Raw genomic sequence first — 16,566 nt, forward strand, 5'->3', positions numbered from 1 at the left:
CTGGTTAAGATTAGAAGCACCGATCATGAAGCAATAGTCATCTCTCTGTCATGCTGACATCTTTCCAACCACCCTTCCCGGGAACCCGCCATGGTCCGAAAGATGCGTTGGTTTATGCCACAAAATCCGGCCCTCCGACAAGCAACTGCTGACACGATGCAGCGTTTCTTTCCGCCACCTTCTGCTTTGCTGCTGCCCCTGGCGGCGCTCGTCTTGCAGTGGCTTGGCTGGCCCTGGCTGCAGCCGCTCGTATGGTTCATGTTTTACCCGGCCGTGTTTTTCAGTGCATGGATCGGCGGACTGCGTGGCGGACTCTGGGCCACGTTTCTTTCCGCATTGATCGTATGGTTCTTTTTCATCCCGTCCCGTCTCTCGTTCGCCTTGGAGGACAGCCACGCTCTTCTTTCGGTGTTCCTGTTCACGGGCATGGGTGTGCTGGTCTCACAGGTGCATGAGCGGCTGATCCAGTCTGGCCGGCAGCTGTCGGCTGCAACCACATCCTTGCTGGCGGCCATTGTGGAATCGTCGGCCGATGCGATCGTCGGCAAGGATTTAAACAGCATTGTCACCAGCTGGAATGCGGGTGCGGAAAGCATGTTTGGCTACTCGGCGGGTGAAATGCTCGGCCGCTCCATCACGCTTCTCATTCCTCCCGAGCGCCATGACGAGGAAGACCTCATCCTGTCCCGGATCAGAAGGGGGGAGCGCATGGAGCATTTTGAAACCATGCGTCTGACCAAATCGGGCGCGCAGATCGCTGTCTCTGTCACCGTGTCACCGATCAAGAATGCGCAGGGAGAGGTGATCGGTGCTTCCAAGATCGCGAGAGACATCACGGAGCGTCAACGCGCGCAGAACGAGCTGAAAACAAAGCAGGAGCATTCGCAGTCGCTTCTGCGCCTGACCCGCAGATTGGAGCAGGTGGAAAGCCTTCCTGATATTCTGCAGGCCGCTGGGGCGGAGCTGCTGGCCACCCTCGGTTTCAAGCATGCCTGGTTCTACCTCTTCTCCGATGACCGGCGTTCCATGCGGCTGGTGCTGGCGAACGGACGTGACGATGCTGCTCAGGCAGATGATGGAGACCAGGAGGTCTTGATCGAGGGCGATTCCATGCTCGAGGAAATCGCGGGCGCCGAAAACATTGTTGTGGTCGAGGACGCCCGGCTGGACCCGCGGACCAACAAACAGACCGTGGCAAAACTCGGCAGCCGCACCATCGTGAACATGCCGGTTTCGATGTCCGGTCGAAAACTGGGCGTCATTGGTGCGGGTACCTTTGGCGATGAGGGAGTGCGTCCGCTCAATGCTGCGGAGCGTGAGTTTTTCACTGCACTGGCCACTCATGTGGCCGTGGTCCTGGACCGCACCGGAGAGATGGAGAGACGCCGTCAGGCGGAGGTGGCCCTGCGTGAAAAAGACGCATTGCTGCATGCGGCGGACCGCCGGCTGGCGGAAATGGTGCACGGCATGACCGAGGCGTGCTTCGTCCTGGATGCTGGGTGGCGGTTTGTGTTTGTGAATGATCGCAGCGAAACGTTGCTGCGGCATCGCCGCGAGCAGATGCTTGGTCACTCCATCTGGGAGGTGTTTTACCAGCTCTTGGGCACGCCCATGGAGGCGAATTACCGGCGGGTCATGGCTGAGCGTACGCCGATGTCCTTTGAAGCCTTCTCTCCCATCGCCGGGCGCTGGCTGGACATTCGGCTCTTCCCCACCGGGGACGGGCTGGCGGCATTCCTGCTGGATGTGCATGAGCGCAAGCTCGCCGAAATGGCGTCCCGCATCAGCGAGGAGCGTCTGCGCATTGTCACGGAAAATGCCCGGGTGGGTCTGGTCATCATCAACAAAGACCGGTGTTATGGCTATGCCAACACCACCTATGCGGAGATTTTGGAAAAGCCATTGCCTGAGATCATCGGGCAGCGTGTGGACGATGTCATTCCCAATGCCCAGGATGAGCGGATGCGTTCTGCACTGGACCGCGCCTTTGCCGGAGAGCATGTGGTCTTTGAGGCGTCCCGGAAGGGCCTGAAAGGCATCAGCCATTACTCGCTTATCTTTGAACCCTGGAGGACGGAAGGCGAGGTGGAGCTGGTCGTCGCGGTGATCACGGACATCACCGAGCGAAAGCTGGCGGAGGAGGAGGTCCGGCAGCTGAACACCGTGCTGGAGCAGCGAGTGTCTGAGCGCACCACCCAGCTGGCGGCTGCCAATGCGGAACTCACCCAGAGCCGCGCAGAACTGCAGAGCCTCTTTGAATCGCTGCCGGGCCTCTACCTGGTGCTTACACCTGAGTTCAAGATCGTGGCTGTGAGTGACGCCTATCTTCAGGCCACCATGACTGAGCGGCAAGCCATTCTCGGCCGGGGGCTTTTCGAAGTCTTTCCGGACAATCCGGAGGAGCCTGGAGCCACAGGTGAGACAAACCTGCGTGCGTCACTGAAAAATGTGCTGGAGCAGCGCAGGCCGCACACCATGGCCATCCAGAAATATGACATTCGGAGGCCTGACGGCGTGTTTGAGGAGCGGTACTGGAGCCCGATCAACTCTCCTGTGCTGGGGTCTGGCCAGGAGGTGAAATACATCATCCATCGTGTGGAGGATGTGACCGAGTTTGTGCTGAAAAAATCCAAAGCTGCAGTCCAGGATGAGGAACTGAACTCCCGCATGGTGCAGATGGAGGCGGAGGTTTTCCAAAGCTCACAGAAGGTGCAGGCTGCCAACCAGCAGCTCGAAGCCGCCAACAAGGAGCTGGAGTCATTCTCCTATTCGGTGTCCCACGACCTCCGCGCGCCCCTGCGTGCGATGGATGGCTTCTCACGCGCGGTGCTGGAGGACTTTGGACCGCAGCTCCCGCCCGATGGCCAGCGCTATCTGCAGGTCATCCGCACCAGCGCTCAGCGGATGGGCAGCCTGATCGATGACCTGCTGAGCTTCTCGCGGCTGAGCCGCGCCGCCATGTCCAGGCGCGTCATCGACGTCCACAGCCTTGTTCAGGACGCCCTCGATGACCTGAAAAGTCAGCGCGAGGGCCGTGATGTCACGGTGCATGTCGGCAGTCTCCCCACGTGCGAAGGGGACCCCGCCTTGTTGAAGCAGGTGTGGATCAATCTGCTGTCCAATGCGTTCAAGTACTCCCAGAAGCGTGCTTCCGCTGTGATTGAAGTCGGCTGCAAGACGGACGAACAACCCCACGCCTATTTCGTGAAGGACAACGGCACCGGCTTTGACATGCGCTATGCCCACAAGCTCTTCGGCGTCTTCCAGCGTCTGCACCGTGCGGAGGATTATGACGGCACTGGTGTCGGGCTCGCCATCGTTCAGCGCATCATTCACCGTCATGGCGGCCGGGTTTGGGCGGAGGCTGCCGTGGATAAAGGCGCGACATTTTATTTCACCCTCGAAGGAGACAAAGCATCATGAATCACAACAACATCATCGAAATACTGCTCGTCGAAGACAGTCTGGAAGACCTGGAGCTGACGCAGCGTGCCCTGCGCAACTCGAACCTAGGCAACCACATTCAAATCGCGAGGGACGGCGCGGAGGCCCTGGACTTCATCTTTTGCGAAGGCGAGCATGCGGGGCGAAGGATTGAAGACACGCCAAAGATGATCCTGCTCGATCTGAAACTCCCCAAGGTCGATGGCCTGGAGGTGCTCGAACGCATCAAAGGCGATCCGCGTACCAAGCATATCCCGGTCGTCATTCTCACCTCCTCCAAAGAGCAGGTGGATGTCATCAGAAGCTACCAGCTTGGGGTCAACAGCTACATCGTCAAGCCGGTGAACTTTGAAGGTTTCACCGCCGCGGTGCAGGAGCTCGGCATGTACTGGCTCCTGATCAATCAACCTCCAATACTGGACAAATAACATGAGCCAGCCGTTGCGAGTTCTTTTGGCGGAGGACAATCCTAATGATGCCGAGCTGGTGCTGCGCGCCCTGCGCCAGGCTGGGTTTGATCCCGCCTTGCAGCGGGTGGAGACGGAGAACGATTACCTCGACGAGCTGACTCCGGACCTCGACATCATTCTTTCGGACTACGAGATGCCCACGTTCAACGGGCCGGACGCATTGAAGCTGCTGAAGCAGAGCGGTTATGACATTCCCTTCATCATCATTTCCGGCACCATCGGCGAGGACGTGGCCGTGGAGATGATGCGGCTCGGCGCCACGGACTATCTTCTCAAAGACCGCCTGGTCAGGCTCGGTGTCTCCATCAGGCAGGCCCTGGCGCAGGGGCAGATGCGCCGGGACAAGGCCAAAGCTACCGAAGACCTGAAACGCAGTGAGAAAGAGCTGCGCTGGAAGACGGCCTTTCTCGAAGCCCAGGTCGCCGCCTCCATCGAAGGCATCATGGTGGTGGACGAGCACCGCCGGAAGATCCTGCAAAACCAGCGCATGATCGAAATCTTCCAAATCCCGCAGCACATTACGGATGATGTGGACGCCCGCAACCAGCTTGAGTGGATCACCTCCAGGGTCGTCAATCCCGAGCCGTTTGTGGACCGGGTCAGGCATCTCTATGCCCATCGGGACGAAGTGGGCCGTGATGAGGTGGAGCTCAAGGACGGCACCGTGCTGGACCGCTACTCGTCCCCGGTCGTCGGCAGTGACGGGCAGTATTACGGCAGGATCTGGACGTTTCGCGACATTACCGAACGCAAAAAAGCCGCCATGGCATTGCTGGAGTCCAAGCGCTTTCTGCAGTCCACCCTTGATGCCCTCACCACCCACATCGCCATCCTGGATGAGAATGGGACCATCATTGAAGTGAATACAGCCTGGAATCATTTCGCCATCGAAAACAATTTCAAAGGCTCCAGCTACGGCGTGGGTGAGAATTATCTCACGCTCTGTGACCGCTCCACCGGCAGGTTCTCCGAGGAGGCGGTGGAGGTGGCCCAGGGCATACGCTCTGTCATGGCGGGCAGCCGGCAGGAGTTTCACATGGAATATCCCTGCCATGGTCCGCGTGGACCCCGGTGGTTCGTCGTGCGGGTCACCCGTTTCTGTGGCGGTGGTCCCCTGCGGGTGGTCGTGGCCCATGAAAACATCACCGAACGCAAGATGGCCGAGGAGGCTCTTCGTGAGAGTGAGGAGCGCTTCCGCCAGATCGCGGAGACCATTCAGGAAGTCTTCTGGATCACCGATACTTCCAAGCAAAAAGTGCTCTACGTCAGTCCGGCGTATGAACGCATCTGGGGGCGCTCCTGCGAAAGCCTTCAAACCAATCCGCAGAACTGGCTGGAAGCCATTCACCCCGCCGACCGCGACCGTGTGCTGCATGCGGCAGTCACAAAGCAGGCTGACGGCACCTACGACGAGGAGTACCGCGTCATCCGTCCGGATGGTTCGCTGCGGTGGATCCACGACCGGGCCTTCCCCGTTCACGATGGCCATGGGGAGGCTTATCGTGTGGTCGGTGTGGCGCAGGACATCACTGAGCACAAAGGCTCCCGGGACCGGCTGCAGGAGCAGGCCTCTCTGCTGGACAAGGCGCGTGACGCCATCCTGGTGCGGGATCTCAACCATGGCATCACCTTCTGGAACAAGAGCGCCGAGATGCTCTATGGCTGGACTGCGGAGGAGGTCAGAGGCCGTCATACCGGCGATTTTCTCTACCGGGACATGGCCGGGTATGAACGCGCCATCACCGCTGTTCTCAGCAAAGGGGAATGGAGCGGCGAGATCCAGCATGTCACGAAATCTGGTGCCACTGTCTTGATCGAGGCACGCTGGACTTTGGTGCGGGATGACGCGGGCCGTCCGCAGGCCGTGCTCGCCATCAACAGTGACATCACGGAAAAGAAAAAGCTGGAGCAGCAGTTTCTTCGCGCTCAGCGCATGGAGAGCATCGGCACGCTGGCCGGCGGCATCGCGCACGATCTCAACAATGTGCTGGCGCCAATTATGATGTCGATCGAGCTGCTGCGTCTGACCAGCCGGGATCAACGCGCCCTCACCGTTCTCGCCACCATCGAGACGAGTGCCAAACGTGGTGCGGAAATGGTGAAGCAGATCCTCTCTTTTGCCCGCGGAGTCGAAGGCGAGCGCATGCTCATCGATGTCCGCCACGTCATTCAGGACATGCAGCATCTCGTGCAGGACACCTTCCCGAAGGAGATCGTCTTCCGCTCGGAGCTGGACAAGGAGCTGCCTTTGTTCTCCGGGGACCACACGCAGCTGCATCAAGTGCTGCTGAATCTGTGCGTCAATGCCCGCGATGCCATGCCCCATGGTGGTACCCTGACCATCTCCGCCACCTGCCTGCAGGTGGACGACAACTACGCAGGCATGACCCCCGGCTCCAAGCCAGGACGCTACCTCATGATCAAGGTCACGGACAGCGGCACCGGCATCCCCCCGGAGGTGGTGGACAAGATTTTTGACCCGTTTTTCACCACGAAGGAGCAGGGGAAAGGCACAGGCCTCGGTCTCTCCACGGTGCTCTCCATCGTCAAAAGCCATGGCGGTTTTCTCAATGTGTACAGCGAGCCCGGAAATGGCACCACCTTCAGCGTCTGCTTCCCCGCCCTGGAGGGTTCAGAAGCTGTGACCGCCAGGGCGCAGCATGACACCCACCCGCGGGGCGGCGATGAACTGATCCTCATCGTGGATGATGAGGCTGCCGTGCGTGCCATCACTCAGCAGACTCTGGAAAACTATGGCTACCGGGTGCTGGTCGCGGCGGATGGCACGGAAGCTGTGGCGCTCTACTCGATGCACCGCCATGAGATCGCTGTCGTGGTGACGGACATGATGATGCCGGTCATGGGCGGTCAGGCCACCATCCAGGTGCTTCAGCGCCTCAATCCCGAGGTCAAGATCATCGCTGCCAGCGGTCTCGCCAATGATGGCAGCTCCGCACGTGCCACGGCCATGGGGGTGAAGCATTTCCTGCCCAAGCCCTTCACCGCCCAGACCATTCTGACCGCCTTGCACGAAGTGCTCAGCGGGCACGCATGATGCGTCCTCCCTCAAGCCTCGCCTGTCTTCCTGCCACGCACACCCCATGCATGGGCATAGTAATGCGCGAGCCGCAGCTTCTGCGCCGCCTTCACTGAGATGACGAAGGGATACAGCGGCGGCTCTCCAAGGCTGAACGAGATTTCGTTGAGCACGGAGGAGAGGCACATCCAGCGCTGCAACCACGCGAGAAACTCACCATCCTCAGCAGGCGCCGAAGGCAGCATCGCCGGCAGTGTGCCTGACTCCACCGGAAGAATGACAAGCGGCAGGGCTATGTGCTGCACCTGGATGCCCAGGCTCTCACAGGTCTCCAGTCCGTCGAGGATTTGCAAATAATGCGACCACGTCTCCGCCCAGTCCTCCCACGGATGGGAGGATGCGTAAGCGGTGATGTAGTTTTGCCCCCAGTCTGCGGGCGCACCGGCTTGATAGTAGCTGCTGAGCGCCGTTGCGTAATCGGTCCACTCCTCCCCGAAGCGTTCGCGAAACGCCAGCCTCATTGGATCGTCCCACGCTAATTCGGACAGATGGCGCTTCCACAGGTAGTGCGCGCTTTCATGACGAAAATGTCCCTGCAAAGTGCGGCTGCTCTCTCCGAGCTGCTGTCTGTTCACCTGGCGGAAAGTGTCATCCGCCTCTTCCAGGTCCATCGTGATCACCCCGTCGAGATGGCCCATGGTCACCTTGGGATCAGACAGCGTGCTTACGATGTCAAAAGCCAGGCCGTTTTTGGGGTCGTCCTTTTTCGAAGGCGGGCCGATGCCAAGCCGCAGCAGCGTGTAAATCAGCCGCCGTTTCGCCATTTCCATGCGAGCCCACAGCATGCGGTTCCGTTCCGTGCCCAGATCAGGAATCGTGCGGTTCATCCGGCAGGCCACGCAGAGCACTGCTACGGCGCTGGCGGGCAGCAGCCAGTTGCACACGTTGTGCTTCACACCGTTTTGGCAGCGCTTCATCGGGCTGCCCGGCCGCACCCGCTGCATCACGCCCCGTTGCGGATCATACCCCACATCGCTGCCGCACTTCAAACAGCGTGAGCTGCCAAAGAAAAGCACATTGCCGCACTCACAGGTAAATCGTTGCATGAATCTGTCTCCTCGACGCAAATGGTGCTTTTGTCATGCGATGTTCACACGGATGAACGTCCCTTCAGCGGCGCGCGCGCATCCTTCGCCTTCGGATTCATTGCGGTGATGCTGCTGAGGAAAGTGATCGTGACTTCGCCGCCGTCGAACTTGCAGGTCACTTGGTCGCTGTGCGGAGTTTCGTAGTAGCGCCATTGCATCACCAGCGTGCTGTCATCCGTCCACGCCGCGCTCGCGGCGATTTTGGAGCGCGGCGTTTGTTTCGGCATGCCGCCGGAGATGAGCCGTGGCGGTGTGCCGGGGAAGGCTGCCTCACCACGCTGCCATGATCCGAGTCCGCATGTCACGGTGTGTTCGCCGGAGGTGAAAACGCAGGCATCATCGCGGAACTCGAACGAAACATCTCTAAACCCGAGGTCATTCGCCTCGAGCTGGAACTTCTTGCTGACAGCGGCCGGCGAAGTCTTGCTGCCCTGCTGCGGTGCAAGCGCCAGTGTCTTGAGCCTGCTCAAATCTCCACCCAGCGCCGTCTCCGCACCAATCGCCGGCAGCAGATGTTTCCATACCAGGTCAAGCTGCCCCTGCATGTTCTTGTTCTCGCTCGTCATCACGATCACCGCATCCTGCTCAGGCAGCACAATGGTGAACTGGCCAAAGGCACCATCACCACGGAAGGCCGTGCCCTGGCAGCGCCAGAACTGGTAGCCGTAGCCCTGCATCCAGTCGTTCTTCGTCTTGGGCCGGTCGGGCTTGTCACCTCCAGGCTGCTGGATGTGAAAGCGCGTGGCTTCCTCCACCCATGCAGCGGGCAGCAGTTGCTCGCCTTTCCATTTTCCCTTTTGCAGAAGGAACTGGCCAAACTTTGCCAGCCCCTCCGTCTGAATGCTCAGTCCCCAGCCGCCTGTGTTGATGCCATGCGGGCAGGTTTCCCAGCGCATGCCCTTGATGCCCAGCGGCGCAAACAGCCGTGGCGTCAGATAGTCCAGCACCGTCTGGTGAGTGAGCCTCTGCACGATGGCCGAGCACATGTACGTCGCCGCGCTGTTGTACATGAACTGCGTCCCTGGCTTGTGCGCGATGTTCTGCGCCAGAAACGTGCGCGCCCAGTTCTCCGACTTCACACACACGCCGGTTGGCTCCTTTTCATGGCCGGAGGACATGGTCAGCAGGTCCTTCACCGTCATCGCCGCCAGGTTCTCGCTCACTTTCTCCGGCAGATCATCCGGGAAAAACGACACCACCTTGTCCTCCACCTTCAGCTTGCCCTCGGCCACGGCAAACCCCACCGCCGTGGAGGTGAAGCTCTTGCTCATCGAGTACATCGTGTGCACAAACTCCGGCCCGTACGGCTTCCACCAGCCTTCCGCGAGCACCTTGCCATGCCGCAGCATCATGAAGCTGTGCAGCTCAAACTTCTCCCGCTCCACCGCATCGATGAAATCCAGAATCCCCTGGGCCGCCACGCCTTCCGCCTCAGGAGTGCTGCGTGCGAGGGAGTAGCCGGTCTCTTCCGCGAAAGACCTCGGAATCCAGAGACTGAACGGCGCAAGGCCGGTGTAGCGAAGAAATGAGCGGCGTGAAGTTGTCATAAATGAGATCGGGTGAGGCACGGTAGAATCGCAACAGCCTTACGGAGCGGCCTTCTTGTTCAGGCCCATGTCCTGGAGCCACTCCGCCGCACGGGCGGACCAGCGGGTGACCGGCAGATCGGTGGGCCGCAGTCCGTAGCCGTGTCCGCCGTGGGTGTAGATGTGCAGCTCCGCAGGGACGCTGGCATGTTTCAGCGCATTAAAAAGCACGGTGCAGTTGTCACAGTCCACGTGGTCGTCCTCCGCCATCACGAAAAACACGGGCGCGGTATCCTTGGTCACCTTCAGGTGCGTTTTCAAAGCGCCCGTCTCCTTGTCCACAAAACCTCCGGGATAGATGAGCAACGCAAAATTCGGTGCGCAGGATTGCTCGTCAACACTGTCCATCTTCGCATAGGCGCGCTTGTCTCCGTGAAGGGTGCAGAGCCCCGCCGTCTCTCCTCCCGCGGAGAAACCCATGATGCCGATCCGCGTCGGATCAATGCCCCACTCTTTTGCATGCGCCCGCGTCAGGCTCACCGCCCGCTGCGCGTCCATCAGCGGACCGAGCGCACGGACTGTGGACATCCCCGACTCATCCACCCCTTTCTCCAGCATGCCGGTGGGCACACGATACTTCACCACCACCGCCGCGAAGCCCAATGTGTTCAGCCATTCCGCGATCTCGGTGCCCTCCAGGTCCCACGCCAGAATCGAAAATCCACCTCCCGGGCACACCAGCACCGCGCCGCCGTTCGCCTTTTCCTTGGGCGGCAGGTGCACCTGCATCTGCGGCGTGCTCACGTGTCCCAGTTTGATGATGCGACGTCCCGCGATGAGCTTGTCCTCCGGCTTGGTGAGGTCACGTTCCTCACCCTGCGTCTGAGGCAGCGGACCCGGAGGCGTACCGGGCCAGAGATTTTGTACCAATGGTTCGGCACTCGCCATGGAGGCCGTGAGGAGCATTAGAAGGACAGGTTTAATGATCATGGTGATTATTTCGCTTTTGAAGAGGCCCGTGTGCCGTCCAGCTGCAGCCCCAGCCTTGCGGGCAGGTATTCGGCGAGCACATCCACCAGAGCTGCTGCAAATTTTTCACGGCTCTCCTTGGTGTCACGCAGTTTGGGTTTGTAGGTCTCGATCTGCAGTCCGGTCACATGATCTTTGGCCACGCAATAGCGCCGCACAGTGTAGCCACCGGTGAAGAAAGGCTCTTCTGGTGAAGGCATGCGCGGACTCGGCGCGGCAAAGTAGCCCCTCCTTTCCAGCAGCGCCCCCAGGCTGGCCGGACCGCGCACGATCTGGGAATACGACTCCTTGGACTGCATGGCGATGAGCTGGATGCTGCTCTTGGCCACGAAGGACGGGCCGTTGAGCTGTGCGTCACTCGCGGCGAGATCCTTGGCCGAATGCTGATACCCCAGCTCGATGCGCACGTCCGGATGGCTTTGCCCATGCAGGTCGATGAAGAAGGTCACGCCATGCTGTTTTACCGCTGCGGCACAGGCTTGCGCGATGTAACCATGATACTCGTTCCAGGCCTTTTCAGCGATGGGGCTTCCCTGCGCGGCCTCGACAATTTCACGGTTCGGATCCAGTTCCTTGCGGTGCAGATTGGAAATGATGAGGTGCATGTGGCGCCCTGTGCGCGCATGGACGGCATCGGCAAAAGCACGCGCCAGCTCCTGCGTGTTGGCATCCGGCTGCACCACGCCCTCCTTGCGGTCGGGAATGCTCTCCGGCGTCTCGCGTCCTCCATGTGGGGAGCACACCACCAGCGGCAGGTCACCGGGGATGTACTCGATGTACCTCTGCTCGCCGAAGACACTCTTGCCTGGCACAAAGTCGGCGGCGGTGGCGGAGCATGCCAGCAGCACGCCGAGGAGAAGGCTCTTTTTCATGGTTGGGTTGGTGGGTGCAAACAAACTCAGAATCCCGTGTTCGGAAACCAGCGGCTGAAGTAGTTTTCATCCAGCCGTGTCAGTGGAATCGTCAGCGGCTCGGGCATGCCGTCCTTGGCCCAGCGCAGCAGATTATCGCGGTGTCCGAGCCTGCCGAGCACATCAAACACATTGCCGGGGGAATTGTCCGGCCATCCCTTCATCACCTGCGGATCCCATATCGCCACGCCGGGATCTCCCGCGCTCAGATACCCCGCAGCCTTCTTGCACAGCTCCTTCGGCGCGCCCGTTTTCCACGCGATCACCATCGGATACGCCTTCGTCTTCGTACCTTTGGTGATGCGGCGGTAATACTCCATGTCGATCTGCCCCGGCGTCTTCTCAAAGGAGGTGTGATAGGCAAACCACGTCGTCGCCAGGTCATCCACCAGTCCCTTCTGAATCCAGTTCGGCAGATCCAGCCCCCAGCGCTGGTTGTCCGCCTCCTTCGCAAACGTGCCGAGCGAGATCTTATACGGCTCCTTGCGCCCCTGCTTCGCCGCCGTTTCATCCAGCAGCGCCCGCACCTCCGTCATGAAGTCGGTCATGATCGCCGCACGCGTCGCATGGATGCGCGGATCATCGTCCTCCACCGTTTTCGCGTCTGCGTTGTGCATCGCTTTGAAGCGCTCGCAAAATGCATCCTCCCACAGCATCAGCGGCATCCCGCGGTTGAACACAAAGCCCACCCCCTCCGGCTGCAGCTCCAGCGTCTCACGAAAAATCTCGATCAAATGCTTCCTCACTTCGGGATTGGCGTAGCTCATAAAAAACGTCGGCGTGCCATCCCGGTCGTAGCAGCGCCACTCAGGGTGGGCATAGAAGAACTTGCTGTTGAAGGTCTCCTCATACGGCATCGATCCCACCCAGCCCGCCGGCCGCAGCATCACATGAAACTCCGCCCCCTGCGCCTTCGCCGCATCCCGCGCCACCTTCAGAGGATTCATCCCTTTCTTGAACAGCGTCTCCAGCGACTTGGTATAGATCGCATACGTGCCGTTCGGAAAATCAACCGTGCCTTCTCCCGGATAAGTCCCGACTTTGCTCGGATAGCACACCAGGTCAGACCCCGTCACCTGAAACCACCACTTGCCAATGTCGGTGGTTTCAAAGCCGCGAAACTCCTCCGCCAGTTCCTCCGCCGTCGTGGGCTTGAACGGCCAGATCCAGCTATGCCCGTCAAAGGTGGCGATGGAAGTGCGCTGCTTTGATTGCGCCTGGCTCTTCTTCACTTCCGCCTCCGTCAGCGGCACCGTCTTCACATAGCAGACCGTCGCCGGCAGCCCTGGCATCGGCGAGATCTCAACCGACTGGCCGTTCAGATTCGCCACCGTGAGAAAGCATTCCTGAATCACCGCGCGGCGGTTCTTCAGCAGCGCCAGATTATTGGCCATTCGCTTGTAGACCGGCTCGTCGCTGAGCTTCGCCTTGATGCCGTTCCCCCCGATGTTGAAGCCCCCCGAAGTCGTCGCCAGCCCCACATACACCGCATGCCAGCCACGCTCCTCCAGCGGCAGCTTCACCACCGGTGGATTGGTCCCGCTGTAGATCGACAGCGCAGTGCCTTTCATCTCCTCCGTGGAGAAGGGGATCATCTTCCACTTCCCCTTCAGCCGCTTGCCCGTGATCAGCGCAGCTGCCGGCTCCATCTTCGCCAAATCTGCATGCACCACCGCCTTCGCCGTCTGCGAAAAACTGCGCGAGTCAGTGTCGAAGAATTCGGCCAGTGCCGTGCCCGAAGACAAAGCCAGAAGTACAAGGATGAGACGCATGGGATGCATGGACGGTGTGCTGGTTCTCTGAGGTGCGGAGACCAGGACCAGTCGTCAATGCGTCGCCGCCACTTTCACGCCGCTCATCGGATATTTCGTCACCGCTTCCCACGCGATCTGCTGCAGCAGCGCGTTCAGCTCCGCTGCCTGCGGCTTGTCCTTGATGGCTTCGGGCACTGGCAGTCCCGCCGGATTGCGCTGATGGATGGCTGCGAAGTGGCAGTACGTCACCAGCACGGAAAGCGCCGGCTGAGGGTGTCCGAGATCATCCCTGAACAAATCCGCCTGCTTGGCGATGCCGGGCGCCTTGCCCTCCACCACGCGTTCGCGCAGCGCACAGACCGCATCTCCCACTGGCACGATGTGCACGGCCTCCTTGCCCACGGCCGCATTGAGCGCGTTCACCTGGGCCTCGAGTTTGGTGTTCCACTGCTCGCGCTGCATCGCATGCAGCTTGCGCAGGCTTTCCACCGTGGCGTCATTGCGCTGAGCGTTGTGAAAGTCCCCGGTCAGATTTCCATCCCGAGCCGGCCATGAGGCCTGCACCAGCACCCGCAGGTTCGGATTCTTTTCCAGCCCGAGCTTCGTGAAGCTGTCGATGCCTTCATCCGGAAGCAGCATGTGCGGGGAGAGCGTCAGCACGTCCACGCCGCCCTCCCGCAGCACCTTCTTCGCCAGGTTCTTTTCATCCGGCACATCCCAATGCTGCTGCGTACGCGAGCCGCCGATCATCTGCCGCCCCGCATCCTGATATCCGATCCCCGCCGCCTCCGTCATTTTAGGCAGCATCGTTGCGGTGAAAATCATGAAGCTGTGAGCGCACACAAACACACGTGGGCCCGAGGGCAGTCCTGCAGAGGCAGGTGTGGTGTTCTCACCGGGCTTGCCGGTGCTCGGTCCATTGGACTTGGTCTTGGAAGCCAGCACCGCTTTCAGCTCCGGATGCGCTTCCAGATACTTCATCGCCTCGTCGATCGAAAGCGTGCCGTTCTTGTCGGCATCTGAATCCGGATACAGCTTCAGCGCCATCGCGAGGCGTGCTTCGATGCCTCCCTTTTTTCCCTCAGGTGAGGTGACCTGGGCGATCAGCCATGTGGCTCCCAGAGCGGTGGTGACGGCGAGCAGGGTAAAGGGACGAATTCTCATGTTGGCAATCAAGACGTGAAAGTTCTGTCTTTATATCAGGAGCCTTTTCCTTCGCCCAGCCTTATTTCGCCACGCTCACCGGCGGAAACTCCAGGTAAGATCCTATCTCATCGCCGCCCTGCTTCACCTCGGCCCGCGTGGCCGGGTCCCAGCCGCTCTTGTCAGCAAGCAGACTGTAAATTTCCCCCAGCACCTGCTTCGAGACAAACTGCGGCTGATAGCCCGTCACCTGGTTGTCGCTCACGATGGGATAAACCCTCAGCCCCGCCTGCAGACGGCCGTTTTGCATGTGAAAATCCACCACCAGCGGCAGACTGTACGGAGGCGCCTTGTGCGCGGTGTAGCGGCCCCGTGCATTGAAAAGGAAATTGCCCAGGCTGTAAAAAATCCACCCCCGCGTGTCATGCTCGATCTCCTGCATCGTATGCGCGCCATGCCCCGCGATGAGGTCCACACCTGCTGCGCGCAGGGCATGCGCCGTCTTCGTCTGCTCCTCGCTCTTCCACGCATAGTTGTCCCCCCAGTGCACAAAATAGACGACGAAGGCAGCTGGCGTACGCTTCCTTACCTCCACGATGGCTTTCCGCACAATGTCCACGTCCACGGGGGCCGTGCCCGGCAGGTCGGCACCTGCGTAGAAGTGAAAATCCTCGTCGTAATTTTTGCGATATTCAAAGGCGCCAAAGATCGCCAGCGTGAAGGCGTGCTCGCCCAGCTTGAAGCTCTGGATCAAAGGCCGCGCTGCTTCCGTGATCGTTCCGCCCGCGCCAAATGATTGCGCTCCCGCCGCCTTCAGCGCCGCGCTTGTGTCCGCCAGTCCATCCGCGCCTTGGTCCATCGTGTGATTGTTTGCCAGCGAGTACGCGATCGGGCCATATTTCTGAAACGCCGCGGGCGATTTCACGGGGTCGCTGTAATGAAGATAATCTTTTCCTGCCAGTGGGCTCTCATGCTTCGTCGTCAGCGGCGTTTCCAGATTGAGGATGCGGTAATCCACCGCGCTCAGCAGCTTGCCGAGCTGGCCCAGGCCGTGCTCATAGCCCTGCTTCTTCAAGATATTCCCTTCGCTGGTCTTGCCATACTCATCCTGGTAGCTCTCGCCATGATTCGTATCTCCGCCAAACAGCACTCTCACATGCGCCGTGCTGTCCTTGATCGTGTTTGTCACCGCGCGGCTTGTCGTGCTCCTGCCAAACAGTTCCTCCACCGCATACGGCGCCATGTCCTTGTCCACATGCCCCACTCCCGGTGCCGTCGCCAGCTTCCACGCCAGCGGCACTCCCAGCGCTTTCGCCTCCCGCTGCCCGGAGGCATAGAAAAACTGCCCGCGTGCCAGGCGATACGGCCCCTGCGCCTCGGCCTCCGCCGTCTTGCGCAGGTTGGAGTGATTCGGATCCGTGTCTGCCGTGCCCAGCAGTACGATCAATGGCCTCTGCAAAATGGCCTTCAGGCTGTCTTCGTTCAAAATGCTGCCACGCAGACCATAGGGGAAATCCACCTTCAGATCCGGCAGCGTCCACCATCCGGCATTCGCCGCCACCGCATGGGCCACGCGTGCCTCCGGCATGAAGAACAGGTAGCGATGCACAAACTGCGCCCCCGCAGAGTGCCCGTAAATGGAGTAGCGCTCATTGTGGTTGTGCGCCGCCTTTTTCACCGCGTCAAAGATCGGCTCAAGAAAGCTGAATGACCACTGCTCGCGTGGCAGCGGCCTGTCTTTTGAATCCACCATGTTGCCGGTGTTGTAGCCACCGCTGCCTGGGAAATCCTTTTCGGAAAACTCCGGCGTCACCAGGATGAACCCGCGCTCCGTGGCATGCGGCAGCCACTCGTCGCGGTAGCGTTCCGCATCGCGCTTCACCCCGTGCATCACGAAGAGCACCTGTGTGTCCGGCTTGGCATCGGCTGGCAGGTAATACCACACCGGCAGCGTTTTGCCGGCCTGTGTGAAATCAAACCGGCCCGCCCCCGGCTTCATCTCCACAGATTGTGCCGGGGTCGCGAACAGCATGGCAGTCGCCAGCAGGAGTGGGTAGGCTTTCATGGCGCGGACTCTGGGCCAGCAGTGGCAGATTGTCCTTTC

At 60.2% G+C, this 16,566-nt stretch carries 10 protein-coding genes; 3 read left to right on the forward strand and 7 right to left on the reverse strand.

Annotation, left to right across the window (positions count from 1 at the left end; genetic code table 11):
• Nucleotides 1-156 precede the first annotated feature (156 nt).
• From ACILSR_RS18180 to ACILSR_RS18190, 3 genes are read left to right on the forward strand one after another with little or no spacing between them, the layout of a single operon-like run.
• Complete coding sequence (locus tag ACILSR_RS18180; protein ID WP_395751217.1) at nucleotides 157-3,423, forward strand: PAS domain-containing protein; 3,267 nt, start codon at nucleotides 157-159, stop codon at nucleotides 3,421-3,423.
• Nucleotides 3,420-3,872, forward strand: coding sequence for a response regulator (locus ACILSR_RS18185; RefSeq protein WP_395751218.1), 453 nt, complete (start codon nucleotides 3,420-3,422; stop codon nucleotides 3,870-3,872). Before ACILSR_RS18180 ends, ACILSR_RS18185 begins: the two co-directional genes overlap by 4 nt.
• Before the next feature lies 1 nt (nucleotide 3,873).
• Complete coding sequence (locus tag ACILSR_RS18190) at nucleotides 3,874-6,969, forward strand: PAS domain S-box protein (RefSeq protein ID WP_395751219.1); 3,096 nt, start codon at nucleotides 3,874-3,876, stop codon at nucleotides 6,967-6,969.
• Between the two features lie 11 nt (nucleotides 6,970-6,980).
• On the opposite strand, the gene ACILSR_RS18195 is transcribed toward ACILSR_RS18190, so the two are convergent.
• The 7 genes from ACILSR_RS18195 to ACILSR_RS18225 all read right to left on the reverse strand — a co-directional run bounded on the left by ACILSR_RS18195 (nucleotide 6,981) and on the right by ACILSR_RS18225 (nucleotide 16,527).
• Nucleotides 6,981-8,057, reverse strand: coding sequence for a putative zinc-binding metallopeptidase (locus ACILSR_RS18195; protein ID WP_395751220.1), 1,077 nt, complete (start codon nucleotides 8,055-8,057; stop codon nucleotides 6,981-6,983).
• A gap of 44 nt (nucleotides 8,058-8,101) precedes the next feature.
• Entirely contained in the window at nucleotides 8,102-9,646 is a 1,545-nt protein-coding gene (locus ACILSR_RS18200; protein WP_395751221.1) for a serine hydrolase domain-containing protein, read from the reverse strand.
• A gap of 39 nt (nucleotides 9,647-9,685) precedes the next feature.
• The gene (locus ACILSR_RS18205; RefSeq protein ID WP_395751222.1) at nucleotides 9,686-10,615 is read right to left on the reverse strand and encodes an alpha/beta hydrolase; all 930 of its coding nucleotides are present in this window, start codon (nucleotides 10,613-10,615) and stop codon (nucleotides 9,686-9,688) included.
• A 5-nt stretch (nucleotides 10,616-10,620) separates the two neighbouring features.
• A complete protein-coding gene (locus tag ACILSR_RS18210) occupies nucleotides 10,621-11,526 on the reverse strand; it encodes a hypothetical protein (RefSeq protein ID WP_395751223.1) in 906 nt (301 codons plus the stop codon).
• Nucleotides 11,527-11,552: 26 nt separating this feature from the next.
• Nucleotides 11,553-13,337 (reverse strand): hypothetical protein, encoded by a 1,785-nt coding sequence (locus ACILSR_RS18215; protein WP_395751224.1) that lies wholly within the window; start codon nucleotides 13,335-13,337, stop codon nucleotides 11,553-11,555.
• 54 nt (nucleotides 13,338-13,391) lie between these two features.
• Nucleotides 13,392-14,483, reverse strand: a complete 1,092-nt coding sequence (locus ACILSR_RS18220; protein ID WP_395751225.1) for a hypothetical protein — start codon at nucleotides 14,481-14,483, stop codon at nucleotides 13,392-13,394.
• A 61-nt stretch (nucleotides 14,484-14,544) separates the two neighbouring features.
• On the reverse strand, nucleotides 14,545-16,527 hold the full coding sequence (locus ACILSR_RS18225; RefSeq protein WP_395751226.1) for a CapA family protein: 1,983 nt from the start codon (nucleotides 16,525-16,527) through the stop codon (nucleotides 14,545-14,547).
• Between the last annotated feature and the right edge of the window lie 39 nt (nucleotides 16,528-16,566).

This window comes from Prosthecobacter sp. (assembly GCF_044222565.1).
GTDB lineage: Bacteria > Verrucomicrobiota > Verrucomicrobiia > Verrucomicrobiales > Verrucomicrobiaceae > Prosthecobacter.